Source organism: Antarctobacter sp. (genome assembly GCF_965277915.1).
GTDB lineage: Bacteria > Pseudomonadota > Alphaproteobacteria > Rhodobacterales > Rhodobacteraceae > Antarctobacter.
Genome location: NZ_OZ255849.1, coordinates 4,053,220 through 4,072,935 on the forward strand (window position 1 = coordinate 4,053,220; position 19,716 = coordinate 4,072,935).

At 61.7% G+C, this 19,716-nt stretch carries 18 protein-coding genes and 1 tRNA gene; 4 read left to right on the forward strand and 15 right to left on the reverse strand.

Going from position 1 to position 19,716, the window contains the following annotated elements:
- Positions 1-21: 21 nt before the first annotated feature.
- The 12 genes from ACQY5B_RS20725 to ACQY5B_RS20780 all read right to left on the reverse strand — a co-directional run bounded on the left by ACQY5B_RS20725 (position 22) and on the right by ACQY5B_RS20780 (position 13,466).
- On the reverse strand, positions 22-909 hold the full coding sequence (locus tag ACQY5B_RS20725) for a glucosamine kinase nucleotide-binding domain-containing protein (RefSeq protein WP_420327645.1): 888 nt from the start codon (positions 907-909) through the stop codon (positions 22-24).
- Between the two features lie 456 nt (positions 910-1,365).
- Positions 1,366-2,127, reverse strand: a complete 762-nt coding sequence (locus ACQY5B_RS20730; RefSeq protein WP_420327643.1) for an ABC transporter permease — start codon at positions 2,125-2,127, stop codon at positions 1,366-1,368.
- Positions 2,124-2,921: an ABC transporter ATP-binding protein gene (locus ACQY5B_RS20735; RefSeq protein WP_420327642.1), complete on the reverse strand. Its 798-nt coding sequence runs from the start codon at positions 2,919-2,921 to the stop codon at positions 2,124-2,126. The genes ACQY5B_RS20730 and ACQY5B_RS20735 overlap by 4 nt, the downstream gene beginning before the upstream one ends.
- Before the next feature lie 63 nt (positions 2,922-2,984).
- Positions 2,985-3,992, reverse strand: coding sequence for an ABC transporter substrate-binding protein (locus ACQY5B_RS20740; protein WP_420327640.1), 1,008 nt, complete (start codon positions 3,990-3,992; stop codon positions 2,985-2,987).
- A 168-nt stretch (positions 3,993-4,160) separates the two neighbouring features.
- Complete coding sequence (locus tag ACQY5B_RS20745) at positions 4,161-4,910, reverse strand: Crp/Fnr family transcriptional regulator (protein WP_305969954.1); 750 nt, start codon at positions 4,908-4,910, stop codon at positions 4,161-4,163.
- Positions 4,911-5,104: 194 nt separating this feature from the next.
- Complete coding sequence (xrtE, locus tag ACQY5B_RS20750) at positions 5,105-6,733, reverse strand: exosortase E/protease, VPEID-CTERM system (protein WP_420327638.1); 1,629 nt, start codon at positions 6,731-6,733, stop codon at positions 5,105-5,107.
- An 89-nt stretch (positions 6,734-6,822) separates the two neighbouring features.
- A complete protein-coding gene (locus ACQY5B_RS20755) occupies positions 6,823-7,011 on the reverse strand; it encodes a hypothetical protein (protein ID WP_420327637.1) in 189 nt (62 codons plus the stop codon).
- Between the two features lie 145 nt (positions 7,012-7,156).
- Positions 7,157-9,790 carry an SdrD B-like domain-containing protein gene (locus ACQY5B_RS20760; RefSeq protein WP_421917744.1) on the reverse strand — a complete coding sequence of 878 codons (2,634 nt, stop codon included), beginning with the start codon at positions 9,788-9,790 and terminating at the stop codon, positions 7,157-7,159.
- Positions 9,791-10,996: 1,206 nt separating this feature from the next.
- A tRNA-Arg gene (locus ACQY5B_RS20765) sits at positions 10,997-11,074 on the reverse strand.
- Positions 11,075-11,275: 201 nt separating this feature from the next.
- On the reverse strand, positions 11,276-11,785 hold the full coding sequence (locus ACQY5B_RS20770; protein ID WP_420327635.1) for a GNAT family N-acetyltransferase: 510 nt from the start codon (positions 11,783-11,785) through the stop codon (positions 11,276-11,278).
- A gap of 305 nt (positions 11,786-12,090) precedes the next feature.
- The gene (locus ACQY5B_RS20775; RefSeq protein WP_420327634.1) at positions 12,091-13,008 is read right to left on the reverse strand and encodes an MYG1 family protein; all 918 of its coding nucleotides are present in this window, start codon (positions 13,006-13,008) and stop codon (positions 12,091-12,093) included.
- Between the two features lie 146 nt (positions 13,009-13,154).
- The gene (locus ACQY5B_RS20780) at positions 13,155-13,466 is read right to left on the reverse strand and encodes an ETC complex I subunit (RefSeq protein WP_305969948.1); all 312 of its coding nucleotides are present in this window, start codon (positions 13,464-13,466) and stop codon (positions 13,155-13,157) included.
- Between the two features lie 487 nt (positions 13,467-13,953).
- On the opposite strand from ACQY5B_RS20780, the gene uvrB reads away from it, so the two are divergent.
- Positions 13,954-16,155: an excinuclease ABC subunit UvrB gene (gene uvrB, locus ACQY5B_RS20785; RefSeq protein ID WP_420327633.1), complete on the forward strand. Its 2,202-nt coding sequence runs from the start codon at positions 13,954-13,956 to the stop codon at positions 16,153-16,155.
- A 62-nt stretch (positions 16,156-16,217) separates the two neighbouring features.
- The gene (locus tag ACQY5B_RS20790; protein WP_420327631.1) at positions 16,218-16,709 is read left to right on the forward strand and encodes a hypothetical protein; all 492 of its coding nucleotides are present in this window, start codon (positions 16,218-16,220) and stop codon (positions 16,707-16,709) included.
- Between the two features lie 436 nt (positions 16,710-17,145).
- On the opposite strand, the gene ACQY5B_RS20795 is transcribed toward ACQY5B_RS20790, so the two are convergent.
- Complete coding sequence (locus tag ACQY5B_RS20795; RefSeq protein WP_219516535.1) at positions 17,146-17,352, reverse strand: cold-shock protein; 207 nt, start codon at positions 17,350-17,352, stop codon at positions 17,146-17,148.
- A 247-nt stretch (positions 17,353-17,599) separates the two neighbouring features.
- On the opposite strand from ACQY5B_RS20795, the gene ACQY5B_RS20800 reads away from it, so the two are divergent.
- Entirely contained in the window at positions 17,600-17,983 is a 384-nt protein-coding gene (locus tag ACQY5B_RS20800) for a VOC family protein (protein ID WP_420327630.1), read from the forward strand.
- A 10-nt stretch (positions 17,984-17,993) separates the two neighbouring features.
- Here ACQY5B_RS20800 and ACQY5B_RS20805 read toward each other — a convergent pair whose 3' ends face one another.
- Together ACQY5B_RS20805 and ACQY5B_RS20810 are read right to left on the reverse strand one after the other, a co-directional pair.
- The gene (locus ACQY5B_RS20805) at positions 17,994-18,593 is read right to left on the reverse strand and encodes a rhodanese-like domain-containing protein (RefSeq protein WP_420327628.1); all 600 of its coding nucleotides are present in this window, start codon (positions 18,591-18,593) and stop codon (positions 17,994-17,996) included.
- A gap of 60 nt (positions 18,594-18,653) precedes the next feature.
- Positions 18,654-18,908, reverse strand: a complete 255-nt coding sequence (locus ACQY5B_RS20810; RefSeq protein ID WP_420327627.1) for a TFIIB-type zinc ribbon-containing protein — start codon at positions 18,906-18,908, stop codon at positions 18,654-18,656.
- A 229-nt stretch (positions 18,909-19,137) separates the two neighbouring features.
- On the opposite strand from ACQY5B_RS20810, the gene ACQY5B_RS20815 reads away from it, so the two are divergent.
- Complete coding sequence (locus tag ACQY5B_RS20815; protein WP_305969941.1) at positions 19,138-19,656, forward strand: hypothetical protein; 519 nt, start codon at positions 19,138-19,140, stop codon at positions 19,654-19,656.
- Positions 19,657-19,716: the final 60 nt, after the last annotated feature.

Here is a 19,716-nt window from a genome sequence, read left to right on the forward strand (position 1 = left end):
CCCATGGGCACAACCAATGCGCTAGTTACCAGATCCGGCCCGCCGTCGAGCAGCTTCCCCAGCCATCCGGAGGGCACCGTCCAAGGCCGTCCCTTGTGGCTGAACGATGCGTCTTTGCAGATTGGAAAGATGTGCCCGGTATGCTGGCCCAAGCCCGCCGGTCAGGCAAAGAGGGGCCTGCCCCGAAGGATCCAGAACCGCGACGCCCCTTGCCAGGTAAGCCGCCCCTGCGGTCATCAATGCCGCCGCCTGCGCATCGTTGTCTGCGGCGGCGACGACACGCGGCGCCCAGGACGCAAAATCGCCCGGTGTCGCGCGCGCGGCAAAGGCCACGATTTCCAACGCGCCACCGAACTCCGCAAGGACGGCCTCGGTGAGGTCCGAGGGCGGTTCAAGCCCATCGTGGCACAGGAGCGTTCGCTCCATCAGGCCGCGTCCCAGCCAAGCCCCCGACGCCTGGTCCGACACCTGCAGGCCCCAGCCACCGATCCGTGACATCGTACCTTTATGGCGCCCCGCCATGACGGATCCCGTCCCGACCGACACCAGAACGCCGTCACTCGCCCCAAGGGCGCCGGCAAGCGCAGTTTCCAGGTCATCCCCGACAGTCACATCGGGCAGGCCGCATTCCCTTGCGATCCGCGCTGTCACATCGGATGTCAGCGCGCCGGCAAGGCCCAGGTGCGCCACGAACCGCCCAGGCTCCGTCGCATCCAGCCCGGCAGAGCCCAGCGCGCCGTCAATCGCAACGCGCGTGTTGGCGATACTCTGGTCAAGATCACTGGTCGCATTGGCCGGCCCCGCGCGCCCTTCTCCAAGGACCCGGCCTTCGAAACTGGCCACCACCGCGCGGCAGCCAGAGCCGCCTCCGTCCACGGCGATCAGGTAGGGGGGCGCGGAATGTGACATGAACGGATCATTGGCACAGCGCCGCCGCGCGCAAAAGCCCGAAAGCTTGATTCAGCCTTCGAGCCACTGGGACAAGCATTTCAATCCAAGCCGCAGACCTCCCGGCACCCTCAACAGAACCGCAAGCCGCACGGTGCTTCCCGTGCATCTCCGGACGCATAGCAGGCGGCTCACCAGACCGGCGACGAAGACAACGCAACGCCTTTCGATGGCCGCGCGCGGTCCCGAGCGACGTGCCTTTCTCCTTTGAACAGATGTTACGAAATCGCCGCGATAAGCGTCCGGCATTTGGGTGGAACCGGCAGGGCTGCCCCCCCCTTCTCGATCCCGGCACTGATCGGCACCGGCATCGGCGCTCTTCCTGTCTTCCTGCCAGTCTGGAAGCGCCAAAACGGGTCGGCGGGCGGGCGCCTTTGCGGCAAAGCCGCAAACAGTCCCGTCCGACCGGCCCGTGGCTCACCCAGGCGCCCGCTCTGCCCAGCCGGCGAAGATCTTTTCCAATGCGACCACGACGTAATAAAGCAGGATCCCCATGAGCGCGAGCGCGATGAGCACCGCGAACATCAACGGGTAGTCCGAGTTGGTCTTGCCACTGTCGAAAAGCGCGCCCAGCCCTCGACCGTGCGGAGACACGATCTCCATCAGGTTGGTGCCGATGAATGCCAGCGTCACGGAGACTTTCAGCGCGCCAAAGAACTCCGGCAGGGTTTTGGGCAGGGCGATCTTCCAGAAGATCGTGGTCTGCGAGGCGCCAAGCGACCGCAGGATGTCGCGGTATTCCGGCTCCAGCGTCGACAGGCCGATGGAGACGGAGACCGCAATCGGAAAGAACGAGATCATGAAGGCGATCAGCACGGTATTGAAGTCATGCGCCCCAACGAACAGCAACGCGACGATGGGCACCACGGTCGCCTTGGGGATCGCATTGAACCCCACCAGCAGCGGATACAGCGCATCGCGCATCACCCGCGAAAACCCCATGACCATTCCCACCAGGACACCGAAGATGATCGCGACAACCAGCCCCACAACCGTCCGCCACAGCGTCTGCCATCCCATCACCAGGAACAGGTTCCAGTATTTCGCATAGGCCGGCGGCAGGTCCGAGGGCGAAGCCATGACGTAGTTCGGCCAGCCATTGGCCCAGACCAGCAGTTCCCACAACAGGCCGAAGACGATCATCGCGGCGATGGGGACAAGGATCTTTTGCAGGGTCATTGCGCAGCCTCCGCCGGGGACCGCCCCTGGGCAATCTGGATCTGGCGCCGGAGCACGTTCAACGCCTCGGCGCTTTCGGGGGTGTAAAGGTGTTCGATGTCGCGATCGCCGGTCAGATGCACGTCCATGACGTATTGCGTCCTCGCCGGACGGCCCGACAGGACTACGACCTGATCGGCAAGAAAGATGGATTCGCGCAGGTCGTGGGTGATGAGCACCCCGGTAAAGGGTTCTTCGGCCTTGACCTTGTGCATGGTCTGCCAGAGGTCCTCGCGGGTGAAAGCGTCCAGTGCGCCGAATGGTTCGTCGAGGATCAGCACCTCGGGTTTGTGCACGATGGCCCGGCACAGGGACGCGCGCTGACGCATCCCGCCGGACAATTCGCTTGGGCGCTTGTCCTCGAACCCTTCAAGTCCCACAAGCGCCAGCAGGTGCCGTGCGCGCTCTTCCTGCTCGCGCTTGGTCATCTTCGTCGAAACGATTTCCAGGGGCAGCATGACGTTCTGCAGGATCGTCCGCCATTCCAGAAGGACGGGGTTCTGAAAGGCCATGCCCACGGTCGAGCGTGGCCCCTTGACCCGCTCTCCATGCAGCCAGACCTCGCCCTCGTCGGGTTTCATCAGGCCGGCAACCAGTCGGGTCAAGGTGGACTTGCCACAGCCCGACGGGCCGACGACGGCGACAAAGCCGCCCTCTGGCACGCTCAGTTCCAGCCCATCCAGCACCGGAAGCGGGCCGTCCTGGGTCTTGTAGGCGTGCCTCACGCCCTTGATCTCGATCAGCGGTTGCGACACGCGGCGCTCCTTGCACAAGTAACCCGCGGCGCGGGGGACGCGCCGCGGGTCGGGGTCAGTCGATCACTTCAGCATCCGTGCCGCGGCATCGGGCAGGTAGGCATCGGTAAAATAGAGCGACGCATCAGGCGCGTTCTGGAACTCGTAGGTCTCGGCCAACTGTTCCAGCGCCGCGTCCAGGCGGGCCGGGTCGATGCCACCCATGCCGTTGGTTTCGGCGTAGTCGGTCAGCACGTTTGCGTCGATCGACAGTTGCAGGCGGCGCTGTTCCAGGTCCGCGTCGGCGGCAGGGTTGCGGGTCATCAGGCTTTCGATGGCGCCCGCCGGATCGGCGATGGCATCCTTCCAGCCCGCCGCGATGGCGGTCAGGAAGCCGGTAATGATCCCGGGGTTCTCGGCGGCATAGTCCGTGTTGACGATGATCGCGTTGCCATAAAGCTCCAGGCCGTGATCGGCCATGAGGATGGTCGAGATATCCTCTTCCGGCACGCCGAGACGCACGAGGTTCAGGTAGGACGAGAAGGAAAAGCCGGTGATCGCGGCCACGTTGCCTTCGGCCAGCATCGGCTCACGCGTCGGAAAGCCCACCGGCTCGACGGTGATCTTGGACATGTCCAGATCGTTGGCAGAGGCAAAGGCCGGGAACTGTGCCCAGGCCCCATCCGGCGGCGGCGCGCCCAGCACCTTGCCTTCGAGGTCCTTCGGCGCCTCGACACCCAGAGACTTGCGCCCCACCACGGCAAAAGGCGGCTTGTCGTAGACCATCATGACCGCCGTCACCGGCGCGCCGGGATTCTGGTCGAGGAACTTGATCAGCGAGTTGATGTCGGCAAAGCCAACCGGAAAGGCCCCGGTCGCCACCTTCGGGATCGCGTCGAGCGAACCCTGCCCCGCGGTGATTTCGACCGACAGATCCTGTTCGCCGAAATAGCCATCGTCGATGGCGACGAAATAGGGCGCGGCCGGGCCCTCGAACTTCCAGTCCAGCGCAAAGGGCACGGCGGTTTCCGCAAGTGCCGCACCGGACAGCGCGACGGTCGCGGCTAGTGCCGCGAAAGTCTGTTTGATCATTGGTCTCTCCCTGTTGGCAACCGGACGCGAGACTGCTGCAGCCCGTGGGCAAGAGGAACGCAGCAGACGCACCCCATGCCGACGAGACAGGCAACTGCCTCTTTATTGGGGGAAACTGTGCAATCTGCCCGTTGCTTGTGCAACCTTCATATCCGGGCAGCGGGTGGATCAGGCCTGATACGGACCACCATCCGCATCCTCCCCCGAGGCCACCATCAGAGCACGGAGGTCCGGAATCTCGAAAACACGGCGAGTCACCGGGCGGATCAAGTCATCTCGGACCAGCCCGGCAATCTGCCGCGACACGGTCTCGAAGGTCATGGACAAGAGGTCGGCCACCTGTTCCCGGCTCAACATCATGTCGACGACACAGTCGTTGTCCGGCGGCGGCGCGGCTTGACGCATGGCAAGCAGGACCAAAAGGCTGGCCAATTTCTGCCGCGCGGTCCTGTGCCCCAGCACCCCCAGCCAGCACCGCGCAGCGTCAAGGTCGACCAGCGCCTTTTCCATCATGCTGCCCCGCATCCCAGGGACTGCCTCCAGCAACTCCTCGAAGGCATTGGCCCGAAAGGCGCAGGTCTCGACATGGGTCAGCGCCACCACATCGAATGTCGCCGTGTCGCGCCAAGGTTGGCCGATCAGGTCGCCCGGCTGTAACAGGCTTACAATCTGCCGCGTGCCGCGTTCCTGCGTCCGGCTCATCGTGGCAAGCCCGCTCAACAGGGTCGCCACCTCGACCAATTCCAACCCGGCCAGCGCGATCCGCTCTCCGGGCGCGAAACTGCGATAAGTCTTGCCGCGCGCAAGAAAAGGCAGATCCGCCGCACCCGCTCCGGCACATACGCCCACGGTGCGCACCGGGCACGACTTGCACTCTGGCAAACCGCCGTAAGCAATGGCCTTTTGTTTCGCGCGCATGCCACTCCTCCTTGCAGGCGTCCTGACATTGATGCCGCAACGGTAGAAAAAGCTGCACGAGGGATCAATCTAGGGAACAGCGCCGAAATAGCGCAGGCAGTGACCAGCCCCCTGCCGTTCCTTCATTCATAATGAGAGGCGACACGTTGGATTCAGGAGTATGGCTCCCCGGCTTCCGCCCCTGCGCCCGGCGTTCAGATGATGGTCCAGTCCGAGCTGGCGAGCGCCCATATCGCGATCAGGACATTCGCGGCTATGTGCGCGACCACCGCATCGACCAATCTGCCGGACGGGCGAAGAACGAGACCCGCGAATACCAGCCCCGCAAGCGCGGCGAGGAGCATACGGTCATGCAGAACAGCGAAAGCGGCTGTGCTCACACCGACGGCGAAGACCGTCGCCAGGTGCGACCGGCCCGCCCCCAGAAGGTCCAGTAAATAGGAACGGAAAAACAGCTCTTCGATGATCGGAACGATCAGCGAGGTCCCGACAATTCGGCATACTATCCAGACCACGAGGAACGCTCCGCCGATCCTTGCCGGCCCGAAGGGTTCCTCAGGGTTCGCGGACGAAGACGCGAAAACCACCCAGGCCAGCCCTATCGCCAATCCGAGGCCAACGGCCAACGGGTCAATGCGCCAGCGCAGCGCCATGATCGGCGCCCGAAAGATCCAGAGAACACCCGCCATGGCGGCCATGCGCAAGGGATAGGCAAGCGTCGGGTCCTCCACGAAGGTCGAACTCACGACAGCAGTGAACATGAAGACCGCGAAGGGCAGGATCCGGGCGGCGGCCCAATCCTGCGTAAGAGGCGGCAGATGTCGCAGCGTCCTGGGCTGGCGTTCGCGCTGGAACCAGGCCGTGTTGTGGATAAAGGCAATGAGACCGAGCGACAGGCAAATGAAGATCAACCAGCCCGCGTGAGAGTGAAACCCTTCAACGGCGAGAGTCGGAGAGACGTTGATCCCAATCCAAATCAGGACGGTGATCCGAACCACATTCAGGACCCATGACAATGCCAGGGCGAAAGGCAGGATGGCCGCCACACGCAAGGGTGCAATTTGCTGGCGAAACAGGGTCGTGTAGCCAATCAGGAACACGGTCAGAAGTGCGAAGCCCTCGATGCCCGAACAGCTCTGGTTGACCCGCACAAAGAAGTCGCCTTGACCGATCGTGTAGGCGGCCGGATCCACCGTAAGCGTCATTCCGACGAGTTGCGCCGCAACCTGTGACGCGGCCAAGGTCGCGTCCTTGATCATGTCCAGATGCCAGAGCGGGAACAGCGTGTCGCCGATTTCGGGCAGAGCCATGCCCAGCAAGAAGAGCGCGACGATCCAGCCTCCCTCGGACCGCAGGACCTCGCCCCAGGCAGACCACGGTGCAGCGAAGCGCAAAGCGGCACATGCAAGAAGGAACACGCCTGCGGCCCAGGACGTCACCGAGGCCAGCAGCGCCGATCCCGCGGGATCAAGGCCCCAGAACAACAAGGGCTGGCCAACCAGGACCGCACCCGCGAGGGCCAGCCAGACCGCACCGCCGGATGACGTTGCAGATCGCGACGCATGGGCCAGACCACGCAGGGCCACCGGCCGGGCGGCGGCAAGGAGCGCGCCGAGCACGAAAACGGCCAGGGCGCGTTCGAAGAGATGCCTTGAGAATTTGCAGAATTTCCAGGAGGCAACGGACGTGCAGCTGTCTCGATACGCCAGGTACCAGATATAGCTCACCAGGGCCAAAGCGACCGCCGTGAACAGCGCGGCCGCGATCGGCCGCCACCAGCCACCCAAAAAGGGCTTCGGTTCGTTGACGTCAAAGACAGACATACCGCCTTATCACTCTCTCAATCCTCAGTCTGCCGTCCTGATCGAAACCGGAGCCGCCCTTGCGGGCAGCTCCGGATGTTCTGGCCGGTTCATGCCGCGCGGCGGCGGCGCTCCCAGACGAACAGGACCACGGCCAACAGGGCCGCGATGGCCGCAGTGCCTTCGAGAGCGCTGATCTCGGGCACGTTCGTGGGCGGCGGGCAGGCAGCGCCGCCGCAAGCCAGCGCTGAAGTTGCGGACTGGAGCAGCGCCAGGGGTGCAAGTACAAGTTCCTTCATCTCGTTCTCCTTCTGGGCCGGTTTTGCAAGGATGGAACTGCGGGTTCCTATCGACTGACGATTGCGACCGCAGTCCGCGGGGCGGACAATCCGCCGGAGAACGGGCGCCTGGCCCATGGGCGCCCGTCCCCTGAACCTGAGCCGCTCAGCACAGGCAATCGTAGTCCTCGTAGGAAACGCCAATGATGAATGGTTGGCTGTTGGACCCAGACGCAGGGTTCGGATCGATGATGACGCCAATGATGTCACCTTCGCCGGGCACATACTCCTCGGTCTTGTTTGCATCGAACTCCAGGGCCAACGCCACCAGCGTATCGACATTGGCGTCGTCTCCGAAGGCCGGGTCGATTTCAGAGGTGTAGTCCGTGTCGATATTGTCCGTGAGTTCCCAGATCGCCCGCTGGATTTCCCAGTCGGAGAACCCTTGGCTCTTGAAATCCTGGTTCAGGATCCAGTTGACCACGTCGAGGTTTTCCATCGCGGTCTTGCCGTTCGCGATGCTGATCTGGTTCGCATTGAACACGTCGCTCGGCACTTCGTCGAAACAGAACACGTCCGCCGTATAGAGCGACGCCGTGTCAAAACTCTCCGAAGCATCGGCCGGGTCGAACGGGCTGATGCAGTATGCATCCTCGAAGACCACGCCATCGAACCGGGCATCGGTCGAGGTGAACTTGATGTCGAAGGCTTCATCACCATACGGAAGATCGACACTGCTGGTCCGGATCTGGTACTCGATCTGCTCGGGCAGGCTGTCGCAAAAGGACCCAACCGAATTGGCGTCGCCGCAGAAGGTGACCTCGACCGTAGAGACCGCCGTTCCCCCTTTGCCGTCGTCAATCGTGTAGGTGAAGATGGCGCTGTCCTGCTCTCCGATGTCGAGGGAGGCGTAGGCCGCCTCCCCGTCGAAGACCAGTTCCTTGCCTTCGAGCCTCACAAAGACGCCCCCGACGTTGACCGCCGGCCCGCCATCGGTCAGGGCGACCCCCTCTACCGCAGTGATCGTGACCGGATCACCATCCGGGTCCGAGACGTTGTCGGCCAGGTCGACCCGGATCTCCTCGTCGGCACAGCCATGGCCGGCATCCGGCGTCGCTTCGGGCGACTGGTTGGAATAGCGAACCCCGGCATCGTTGTCGGCGGCCTCCCCGCCTTCGGCAACCACGATGCCATCGATCCGCGACAGGACATTGGTTCCGATCGCATCGCTGTCGATCGTATCGTCAATACCCTCGTTCGGGGCGACCAGTTCCTTGCCCGCCGTGACGTTGTTCACGTCGTCGAAAACCACGGTATAGGTGCCCGCGGCGAGGTTATCGAACCTGTATTCCCCGTTCGCGTCGGTGAAGACCGAAGTGACGGGGTTGCCGTCGATGTCGACGGCCGGGGCGCCGGTCTCGTCGAGAAGGATCACCAGAACCCCCGGCACCGGCGGCTCGCTCTCGCCATCGTCAAGATCGTTGTCATCGGTGTCGCAGAAATAACGCCCAGACACCGCGCCGGGCTCGGGCTTTTCGCAGACACCCAGATCGATGTCGGAAGCGGAGCCGGCTGCGACGGTGATGACGCCCGACAGGCCGTTTGCATCGACATCGCTGTCGATGTCATCCTTGGAATTGCCGGCGACGTCCTGGATCGTGAACTCGGTGCCGTCCGGCGCCACGCCCATGATGCGGTAATCCCCCACCGGCACGTCGTCGAACGAATAGTTGCCGCTGGCGTCGGTCTCGGTTTCGGCGATCACGTTGCCGTCAAGATCGAGCAGCTTGATCACCACGCCTTCCTTGACCGGTTCGGGCACATGTTCGACCTTGTCCTGGCCTTCGAAGGCGATCTTGTCGATGCGGACGAACTCGTTGCAGTCGCTGTAGGCGTAGATCTCGACCTTGTCGCCGTGCTTGAGTTCCAGATCTTCGATCACGAAGTCCGAGAAACCGCCGTTGTCGTCGCCGCCCCCGTCGCTGTCTCGATCCAGCGTAATGACGTCAACCAGCACGCCGTTGACCTTGACGTAGATCTTGCTTTGGCCGTCATTCTCGTCCTGTACCGTGAGCTTGAAATCATAGGTGCCGTCGGTCCCGTCGAAAAAGGTTTTCAACTTGCCCGAATTGCACTCCAGCTTGACCAGTTCACCGCCCGAGGCCTGGGACCCGCACACGGTTTTGAAGCCATAGTCGTACATGTCCTCGGCCTCGACCACATAGGTCTCACCGGGGACCACGGTGAACTCACCGTTGATGCCGTCGCATTGGGTGTCGCAGAAGACGGTGCCCGAGATCGAGCCCGTCGGCGGCGGACAGTCGCCCGAGCCGAGTTTGTCGTAATCGAGCCAGTTCGAGGTGACATTGCACTTGCTGTAGACGGTCAATTCCGCACCTGCAGGCGGCACGCCGTAGTCGCCCCCGGTGTAGAAAGTGAAGTAATCGTCGTTTGTGCCTTCCTGCTCGACCTCGATCATGACGTACCAGTTGCCGGCCTGGTCTTTCACCCAGAAATACTGCTCGGCGTAGATCTGGCCGCCGTTGCCGACGTCGGTCTCGTTCCGCAGGATTGCGGCGGTCTGGTAGGACCAATCGTTGGCCTTGTCGTCGTAGCAGGAATCGCCTGAAAGATAGCGATCATCATCTTTTACGGTGATGCAGACATCGGCGTTCGTCGGCATGGTGAAGGTTGTGCCACAACCGACGTTCAACCCAAGCGCGGACTCGCTGATTGCCGTGAAAGTAAAAGACTTTACCTCTGGTTTGCAGTAGTAGGACGAAGTGCGATAGTAAGTCACAGAATACCCCCCGAAATCGTCGTGGAATTTTATCCATCGACTACAATAAATTAATTGCACGCCGCATTCTGAATACGAACAGCACGCAGTCGAAAGCAGGCCACGTGTAAAAACGCCCCGGAAGCACAACTTACAAGTGCGCGAACCATCCGCTCAAGAAATCCGAACGACTAAAATTTACACGGATTTTGACCTTTGGCTGTATTTTTTTCGCACCCCATACCGGACCGCTGCACCGCACGCCCGCTCACGTTAAGAAAAAATTAATGTTCTTAATGTTTTATAAACGCATCTTATTTTCAAAGAAAATGATGCACCTTTGATTGAACAATGCGGCCCATAACTCTTTCCGAGAGCGCATGGTATTGGACTCACCCATAGCGTGCGCCATTTTCGGACAAGTCGCGACTTGGCAGGGCGCTCCAATCTTCGGGTGATTCGATGGAGTCGCGGCACTGCTACCATTCGAGAGAAAGCACGTTTGCCCGTGCAGACAGAAGGCGACCAGTTCCCCAGTCTATCGTTGTGCCGTCTGCGCTCTCCTCTTGGACACGACAGGACCTTGGTGGATCGGCCCAAGCCCACGTCCCCGCTTCTGCCGGTTCAATGCCAAGCGCAGAGCGAAGCGACGGCGAGAGTCTCTGCCGAGGCGCTGATTCAGAGCGAAAAATAGAGGAAACGCGACAACACCAAGCTTCCTGTGAACTGGGCCATCCCCTAGCGCATCCGGAATGCATCGTCCCGATGGACCAAAGACCGACCATTCGCCATCACTCAACGCAAACCACTCGGGCGGGGCTGATCGACTGACATATGCATCATGGGTGAACGTGGGAACGCCAATATGCCCAGCATAGTCGAACAAGGCTTTGTCGTCGCCGAACCGGAATATGAATTGTGCATATGACGCTTTGTGTTATCGCCGTGTGAAATCCATCAATTGAAGGGCGTTTTTGCAGGCTCAGACAGGGCCACTGCGTCCGTGTCGCCGCATCTTCGCCTGACACTTGCCATAAGTTAGATTTTCATTGAAAACAAAGCCTCTGACGGAGCCGGCGGATTGAACACAACAAAGATGACTTGCGGATCATCTCCCAGCCAATTCTCCTCTTCCAATAATCGTGTTGCGGACATTGACATCGGCGAGCGCGCAACAGGGCTCGCCAGGGCGCAATTCTTGAATTTTTGTTTGATACTTGAAGAGCTTGGCGAGCCGTGGAGGACTCGAACCCCCGACCTGAGAATTAGAAGTTCCCTGCTCTAATCCAGCTGAGCTAACGGCCCGTTCGCGCTGTATCAGCCGAATCCGTCACCTTGTCAACTTGGCAGGAATTGTGAAGTCTACAGAAGAAATTGTCCAAGTTCTCATGAGCTTGCCACTGCTTGGTCGTTTGCAGGGCGCTGGTGAGCGCTGCCCCACTCTATACAGTAGGCCCAAGAACCACAGCGCCCGGTGCTCTAGACGTTCCCGCGCAGGGCAAGCCCTCACAACTCGCGGCACATGAAAACGCTCAACGGGTCGAACCGGTAGCCTCCGAAAGGAGGGCAAGGCACAAACCCTTGCGACAGGTAAAGCGCACGCGCCGGCTCAAAAACGGGATCTGTTCCGGTTTCAAGGCAAGCGCCACCGGCACCTGCGTCGCGAGCCATGTCCAGCATCCCGGACAGTAGAAGATGACCAAGCCCGCGCCCGCGTGCGGTGGCGGTCACATGCATGCTCTTGAGTTCAACGACAGGGCCACACCCCGCCAGTGACACCGGCGCCGCGTCCTCTGCCACCGTCTTGAGCGCTCCGACCGCCAGGATGTGTCCATCCTCTTCGGACAAGGCAAAGACCCTGGCCCCCTCGGCCTGCAGGTCCTCGCCCGTCATGACATGACAGCTTTCTGCGGGGCTTTGCGCACGCATAAGGGCATGATGCGCGGCCAGGAGCGCCTCGACCTGCGGACAAGGGCCGGCAACCTCGGCGAGTTTCGGGGACGTCAGGCTGGACAAGGGAACCTCGGGCTGTATCGGGACATCGGGATCCGGTAACTGCGAAGGGGCACTTCTACGCGGACTGGCGGCAGCCTAAGCGGAGGAGCAAAAAAGCGCAAAACGAAAGCCTTTCTGCGCAATCGGCGCGGACAGCACCCCGCCATATCGTTGCCGGCGAGGATGATCGAAGACCGCGAATTTTCGCCGACAACTGGGCAATAGACGGGGCCGTTTTCCCGCCCTTTGATCTGCCGACAGAGGGTTTGGTTCAGGCGCCTGTCATCGGCGCGGCACTTTCCTGAGATCCTGACGCGCAGGGGGCCTCAGGATACCTCCGCCACCGCGCGTTCCGCCATGCTCAAGGCAGCCTCGCGCGTGGCCGCCACGGCAATGAACCGCGCGTTGTGGCAGAACCGGGCGCCAGCAACGCCACAGGCCGCTTCAAGCGCCGCGTCGTTCAGGCCGGCCCAGGCCTCGGGCAGGTCGGCGCGGCTCTCGAAGGTGTCGCCGCTCTTGCGGATCGTGGTCAACGCCCAGTCACTGTCGCGCGGATGGATGACGAACAGGAGATGATCCGCGCCGGATTTCTCGATCGCGGCCCGAAAGGGCATCCCCATCGGCAGTTCCAGGACGCGCGAGGCCCCCGCCCTTTCGATGGCTGCAAGGACGATGGCCTCGGCACGGCGCTTGGCGGCCTTTCCCCGGACCGCCGCCTCCACAAAGGCCCGCGCGACCTCAAGCGCCCGGCCAAAGGCCTGATCGTCCAGATCCGGGCCACGCTCGTCGAAGGTGGGCTTCAGGGTTTCCAGCAGGACCGGCAATGTCATCCCCGCAAGCGGCCCCGCCACCGAAGGCTCCATCGCTCCATTGTCCATCAGGTCGATTGGCAGGACAAAGCTCTGGTCAAACGCATGATGGATGCTCTCAACATCGGCTTCGGGCACCTCAAGCGCCCGCAGGTAGTCTTGACCGAAATGCTGCCAGATCAGCCCGAAAGAACTGTAGGGCTGGCCATCCTCGCGCAGCGGATTCGGTCTCTGGTGGTGGTCAAAGATGCCAGACTCAGGGTCATAAGCCCGGCCCACATCGTAAACGATCCTGTCCGGCGCCGGAGAAATCCACTTCGTATCACGCGACCGGACCAGCTGTGCTGCCGGAAAGAGCCTGGTCAGAATCACCGAGGACAAGAGTTCGTCCGCGTGGAACCCGCCCGAATGGGTGACAAGATACGCTATGCTCATGTCCACGTCCTGCGGTTGGGCGGAAAACGAACAGGGCGACCGTCCGGGCCGCCCGCTGCATCGTCACATCGCCATTTCGATTGAGTCTTGCCGGAGGTTCGCAACATGCCGTTCATCACGTCCCGGCGCGTGTTCAACCAACTGCTTCAGTGGGTCCAGGCAGATCGCCGGTCCACGGCGAAGTTCTCGGCGTAGCCGCGCGGACGGATGTTGGGCTTGCGCTTTTTCGGCTCGAACACCTGGGCATCGATGCCGTGTTCGCGGGCATAGGCCACCGCCGCGTCCTTGCTGTCGAACCGCAGGCGCACCTGGGACTGCGTGTCCTCGGACGAGGTCCAGCCCATCAGCGGGTCGACAGACCGGGGAGAGTCCGGAGCAAAGTCGAGAATCCAGGTCCGAGTCTTGGCCTGGCCCGAAGACATGGCCGTCTTGGCCGGCTGATAAATGCGTGCCCGCATTGCGCACCTCCTGTCATTCGCCGTCTTTCTGCGTGATATGCGGTTATGACACAAGGTCTGCAAGCGCGCCCTTTGTCACATTTTTTCGGGTAGAGACATGCGGGCGATGAAAGGGGCAAGAGAGGGCGCAGGCCCTTCCGGAGACAAGTTCTGCCAGCAATTCACGAAAATGCTGTTGTCACGCTTTGGCGCAATTCCCACCGTGGCCCCCTGCGCTGCCGCCTGCCCAGCCGGACGATGGGCCGAACCGTTGCGTCCTTGCCGCCACCTGCCAGCAGAGGCACCGCGAGATGCTGAATTGGACTGATTTTTTGGGGCAGGTGCACGCTTCAGTGCGGTCTCGGCCTAGGCCCAGTGCGCCTATTCTCACTATCGTCGTGCGCACTGCGCCACGGGCAAACCCGGCCCGGAAAGCGCGCATGTCCCGGTCCTCCCCTTGTCGCCCCCTGCCCGGAGCGACATATTCCGCATGGAACGGAGCCTCCCCATGCATAACAACTCCCCTGAACAGATGCCCGCGCTGCTGCATGCGCCCGCCCCCGATGTCCGCGAGCGAGAAAAGCTCGAAGGCGGCAAGCGGTTCGTCATGCAGACCGAATTCGCACCGGCCGGCGACCAACCCACCGCGATTGCCGAACTCTCTGGCGGCGTGAACGCGGGTGAACGCGATCAGGTCCTGCTGGGCGCCACCGGAACGGGCAAGACCTTCACGATGGCCAAGGTGATCGAAGAGACCCAGCGCCCCGCGATCATCCTTGCGCCAAACAAGACACTGGCCGCGCAGTTGTACGGAGAATTCAAGGGGTTCTTCCCCGACAATGCCGTCGAATACTTTGTCAGCTACTACGACTACTACCAGCCCGAGGCCTACGTCCCGCGCAGCGACACCTATATCGAGAAGGAATCGCAGATCAACGAACAGATCGACCGGATGCGCCACTCAGCCACCCGGGCGCTTCTGGAACGCGACGACGTGATCATCGTCGCCTCGGTCTCCTGCATCTACGGCATCGGTTCGGTCGAGACCTATGGCGCCATGACCCAGGACCTGCATTCGGGTCAAGAATACGAAATGCGCAAGGTCATGGCGGATCTCGTGGCGCAGCAGTACCGCCGCAACGACCAGGCCTTCCAGCGCGGGTCGTTCCGGGTGCGGGGTGATTCCCTCGAAATCTGGCCTGCGCACCTTGAAGACCGGGCCTGGAAACTGTCGTTCTTCGGCGAAGAACTGGAGAACATCACCGAATTCGATCCGCTGACCGGCCAGAAGACGGATACCTTCGACCGCATCCGTATCTATGCCAACAGCCACTACGTCACGCCGCGTCCGACGATGAACCAGGCCATCATCGGCATCAAGAAGGAGCTGCGCCAGCGGCTGGATCAACTGGTGGGCGAAGGAAAGCTGCTGGAGGCGCAGCGGCTGGAACAGCGCACCAACTTCGATCTGGAAATGCTGGAGGCCACCGGCGTCTGCAACGGGATCGAGAACTACTCGCGCTACCTCACCGGGCGCGCGCCGGGTGAGCCGCCCCCGACCCTGTTCGAATTCATCCCCGACAATGCCATCGTCTTTGCCGACGAAAGCCATGTCAGCGTTCCGCAGATCGGCGGCATGTACCGGGGCGACTACCGGCGAAAATTCACGCTGGCCGAACACGGCTTTCGCCTGCCGTCGTGCATGGACAACCGCCCGCTGAAGTTCGAGGAATGGGACGCCATGCGCCCGCAGTCTGTTTTTGTCTCGGCCACGCCCGCCGCTTGGGAGATGGAACAGACCGGCGGCGTCTTCACCGAGCAGGTCATCCGACCGACCGGCCTACTGGACCCCGAGGTCGAGATCCGGCCCGTGGAGATGCAGGTGGACGACCTGCTGGACGAGGTGCGCCGGGTGACGGCGGCCGGCTACCGCACGCTGGCCACCACGCTGACCAAACGCATGGCCGAGGACCTGACCGAATACATGCATGAACAGGGCATCAAGGTCCGCTACATGCACTCCGACATCGACACGATCGAGCGGATCGAGATCCTGCGCGACCTGCGGCTGGGCGCCTTTGACGTGCTTGTGGGGATCAACCTGCTGCGCGAAGGGCTGGACATTCCCGAATGCGGGCTGGTCGCCATTCTGGACGCGGACAAGGAGGGTTTTCTGCGGTCCGAGACCTCGCTGATCCAGACCATCGGGCGCGCAGCCCGGAACGCCGATGGCCGCGTCATCATGTACGCCGACCGCATAACCGGCTCGATGGAACGCGCCCTGGCCGAGACCAACCGCCGCCGCGAAAAGCAGATCGCCTATAACGAGGAACACGGCATCACCCCGGAAACGGTCAAGAAGAACGTCGAGGACATCCTGCAAGGCCTCTACCAGGGAGACGTGGACATGAACCGCGTGACCGCCAAAATCGACCCGGCCCGTCAGGGCGCCAACCTGCAGGCGGTGCTGGATGGGCTACGGACCGACATGCGCAAGGCCGCCGAGAACCTGGAGTTCGAGGAAGCCGCGCGCCTGCGGGACGAGATCAAGCGGCTGGAGGCGGTCGACCTCGCCGTGCACGACGACCCGCTGGCGCGTCAGCAGGCGGTGGAGAGGGCGTCAGAGGCAGCGGTGAAAAGCAAGGGTCGCTCGACTGCTGGGAAGCCGGGGCAGCGTGGGGGGAATGTGAAGCGGAGGCGGAAGGGATAGTTCTTGTATTGCCCAACAGTCACCTAATAAGCTCATGACAAGTGTACGTTGGAGAATTACTCATGCTGAGATTCGTTTTGGCAACCTTCTTGGCAGTTCATTCAAACGCATGTTTGGCCAATGAAGAAATTGTTCTAAAACAACCCAATGCACCGTTGGCGATCGTTTCCTACCAGTCCTCATACAAGTCTGCGGATCGAGGTATTGGAGATGGATCAATAATACATCGACTTGAAGTCAAGAACGTATCCGATAAGAAAGTTGAAGCCTATGGCATCGGGTTCCGTACCTTCGATACATTCAAACGTTCGATGGGCAGGCCATTTGTTGGATACGACATGAGCGTTGTGGCGACTGGAATCAGCACCTCTCCGATTTGGGAAAACAGAGCGCTTTCAGCATACCTCTTTAGAAGGCATGGCATTGGCGTTGCATATGTTGCAATCGTTCGGTTGGAAGATGGCACGATCTGGAAGGCTGATGAAGCTTCGATAACACGGCAATTAACTGATCTGGAATTGGACCTGACCGTATCCGAAGAGTTCAAGAAATAGATATGCTATGCTGGCGGCAAGTGATTCACGCAAAGTCCGGCTTCCATCTATTGCAAAAACACTTCGTGTATTCGGCTAGGACGCTTCAATCAAGTTCAATCCGATTTACGACTTTCTAGTCCAACCCGGAACAAGGGCCGCAGGCCCGCCGGGCGTGCGGTCGCGCCAAAGGCGTGCTTCCGGCACGATCCGGCCCAACCGGGCAGGCGCTTTGTTAGCCGTCTTGCCCCACGCCAGCCGAATACGGGAGAAGCCAGGATAAACTGCCAGCCACAAACCTAGCTGCGCCCGCCCGCCGGTCAGCCGCTCGCCCTGCTCCGCACGCCCTTCACACCGCAAGACTGTGTCTCTGGGTCTGACCCGGGACCTCGCGCCGCCCAACAAAAAAACGCGGCCCCCAAGGGACCGCGCCACATCATACCAAAGCCGAAAAGCTTCAGACCAGTTCGAGGTTCACCGCGCTCTCACGACCGTCGCGGCCCGATTCCAGATCGTAGGTCACTTTCTGGTTGTCGGCGAGGCCGGTCAGGCCCGAACGCTCGACCGCCGAGATATGCACGAAGACGTCCTTGCCGCCCGATTCAGGCTGAATGAAGCCGAAGCCTTTGGTGGAGTTGAACCATTTCACAGTGCCATTGGCCATCTGTCTTTTCCTTGTTTCTATACCGCTCGCAGCATGCAGCGGCCCGGCGAAGGCGCGTCTTGATCGAGTGACTGCGTGCCGGTGAAGGAAGACAGGTATCGAAGAGAAGGTCTTAGCCGCTCCTCTATCGCAGGTTTCGGCCCCGCTGACAAGTCAGGCGTGGTGGAGAGGTGGCACTTATCCGCTTTTGCCGAACGCCGCGGACTGTCATGTTGGCGCTATCGGACACCCTTGGCCGGAGCCACACATGCCCCTCACCGCCTTTGACCACGTCAACATCCGCACTGCCAACCTCGATGCCATGATCCGCTGGTACGGCGAGATCCTTGGCCTGCACCCGGGCCCACGCCCACCCTTCCGGTTCGACGGTGCCTGGCTCTACCTTGGCGATCGCGCGCATGTGCACCTCGTCGAGGTTCCCGGCCAGCCCGGTGCCGCGGAGAAACCCACGCTGGAACATTTTGCCTTTCGGGCCACCGGCATGACGGAGTTCCTGGCTCGCCTGGACGAGCGGAGCATTCCCTACAGCATCGACGAAGTGCCGGAATTCCCCATCGTCCAGGCCAATTTCCGCGACCCGGACGGCAACCACATCCATGTCGATTTCGACAAGGCCGAACTGCCCTCCTAGGTCGCCCGGCTCAACTCTCGCCGCCGGCCACGGTCAGGCCCAGCATCCGCCAGCCCTGCATTCCCCAGCGGTAATAGCTGATCTTGTCTGCGGGATAGCCAGCCTCGATCATGCGGCGGATGGCAGTGGGGGATTGTCCGCACCAGGGCCCGTTGCAGAACAGGACCACCTGGCGCACCGTCTCCGGCTCGCAGACAAACCCCTCGAAGTCGATCTCGCACCCAAGTTCGCCCAGGCGGTCCACCATCTCTGTGTAAGGGATCGAGACAGACCCGGGGATGGTGCCTGTCTCCCAGTCGGGGCGCACGCGGCTATCGATCACCATGACCTCCGGATCCTGCAGGGCGGCCAGAAGCTCCAGCTCGCCCACGGTGGTCACGCCGTCGGCGGGGGATATCGGCTGGATGCAGAAATTGGGGCAAGGCCGGGCGATGCGGGCAAAATCGCCCTCGATTACCGCGTCCGTGTCCTGCACGCGGGAAATCGTGACCTCGCCGCCGGACGGGGTCGGCGCGGTGACAGATGCCATCCCGCCCGAGATGTTGACCTCATCGGCGGTGACCGGCGCGGCCAGGGCCAAGGCGAAAACGGACGATACCAGGTGTTTCATGAACTCCTCCCGAAGCAACCGTTGGAACCACGCGAAGCCTAGCGCCCGCCCCTGGGTGCGTCAGTCGAAATCGAACAAGTCGTCGAGAAAGCTCCGGCGTTTCTTCTTGCGATAACGCCCATCATCTTCGTGACGCACGGGCTCGGCCCGCCGGGCCTGTTGCGGCGGCGGGGCCATCTGTTCGGCGCTCCGGTCGATGATCTTGTCGAGTTCTCCACGGTCCAGCCAGACACCCCGGCACTTGGGGCAATAGTCGATCTCGACCCCGGCGCGGTCCGTGATGATCAGCTCGTTTCCGTCGATCGGGCATTTCATGGGCGCTCTCCTCTGCGGCAGGTTCATATCCAGATAAGGGGCGCACGGCAGGATTTCATCGGGACGAGCCTGCGGATTTCCCGACCTGACGATGGCAGGATGTGGCGCTATCCATCAAGAGTACTGCCGCCGCACGGGGTCCGAACCCATCGGACCAATCGCCGGAAGCATTCCGGTCACGGGAAAACCACGCTATTGTACGGCCAATCGGATATGACAGGGTTTTTTCATGGCACGTTTCGGATTGATTTTGGCATTTTTCCTGCCCCTTCTGCCCGCCGCCGTCGCGGCACAGGAATATGACACGCGCACCCTGATGCAGCACCGGCAATGGCAGGTCGACGTGACCTACAGTCAGAGCAGCGACAGCTATTGGTGCACCGCCGGGGTCGAGAACGGGAGCACACAGAAGTTCAACCTGGTCGCCTACCAGAACGAGGCTTTCGCCCTCTTCATCTTCGATCCGCGCTGGAACCTCGAGGCGCGCCCGGTGAGCTTTGTCGTCGATGTCGACCGGAACCGCTGGAACATGGACGGCAGCGGGGAGGGGACCGGCATTGCGCTAAGCATGACCGACGCCGAGAAGGCAGCCAAGTTCCTTGTTCAGCTCAAGCGCGGAAACTCTGTCTACGTCTACAACGATCAACAACAGCGGCAGGCGACCTTCTCGCTGAGCGGATCATCGCGCGCCATCGACGCGCTTTTTGAATGCTGGGACACGATCGTCGGATCACAGGATCCGTTCTGAGCCAAATGGGCATGACGCCCGCTTGACAGGCGCCTTCCAATCGGAAGGTGCCCGTTTCCG

Bases quoted from the DNA above. Each gene is read 5' to 3' on its own strand.
- ACQY5B_RS20725 (WP_420327645.1), bottom strand. From the start codon at position 909: ATGTCACATTCCGCGCCCCCCTACCTGATCGCCGTGGACGGAGGCGGC.
- ACQY5B_RS20730 (WP_420327643.1), bottom strand. From the start codon at position 2,127: ATGACCCTGCAAAAGATCCTTGTCCCCATCGCCGCGATGATCGTCTTC.
- ACQY5B_RS20740 (WP_420327640.1), bottom strand. From the start codon at position 3,992: ATGATCAAACAGACTTTCGCGGCACTAGCCGCGACCGTCGCGCTGTCC.
- ACQY5B_RS20745 (WP_305969954.1), bottom strand. From the start codon at position 4,910: ATGCGCGCGAAACAAAAGGCCATTGCTTACGGCGGTTTGCCAGAGTGC.
- xrtE (WP_420327638.1), bottom strand. From the start codon at position 6,733: ATGTCTGTCTTTGACGTCAACGAACCGAAGCCCTTTTTGGGTGGCTGG.
- ACQY5B_RS20755 (WP_420327637.1), bottom strand. From the start codon at position 7,011: ATGAAGGAACTTGTACTTGCACCCCTGGCGCTGCTCCAGTCCGCAACT.
- ACQY5B_RS20775 (WP_420327634.1), bottom strand. From the start codon at position 13,008: ATGAGCATAGCGTATCTTGTCACCCATTCGGGCGGGTTCCACGCGGAC.
- ACQY5B_RS20780 (WP_305969948.1), bottom strand. From the start codon at position 13,466: ATGCGGGCACGCATTTATCAGCCGGCCAAGACGGCCATGTCTTCGGGC.
- uvrB (WP_420327633.1), top strand. From the start codon at position 13,954: ATGCATAACAACTCCCCTGAACAGATGCCCGCGCTGCTGCATGCGCCC.
- ACQY5B_RS20790 (WP_420327631.1), top strand. From the start codon at position 16,218: ATGCTGAGATTCGTTTTGGCAACCTTCTTGGCAGTTCATTCAAACGCA.
- ACQY5B_RS20795 (WP_219516535.1), bottom strand. From the start codon at position 17,352: ATGGCCAATGGCACTGTGAAATGGTTCAACTCCACCAAAGGCTTCGGC.
- ACQY5B_RS20800 (WP_420327630.1), top strand. From the start codon at position 17,600: ATGCCCCTCACCGCCTTTGACCACGTCAACATCCGCACTGCCAACCTC.
- ACQY5B_RS20805 (WP_420327628.1), bottom strand. From the start codon at position 18,593: ATGAAACACCTGGTATCGTCCGTTTTCGCCTTGGCCCTGGCCGCGCCG.
- ACQY5B_RS20810 (WP_420327627.1), bottom strand. From the start codon at position 18,908: ATGAAATGCCCGATCGACGGAAACGAGCTGATCATCACGGACCGCGCC.
- ACQY5B_RS20815 (WP_305969941.1), top strand. From the start codon at position 19,138: ATGGCACGTTTCGGATTGATTTTGGCATTTTTCCTGCCCCTTCTGCCC.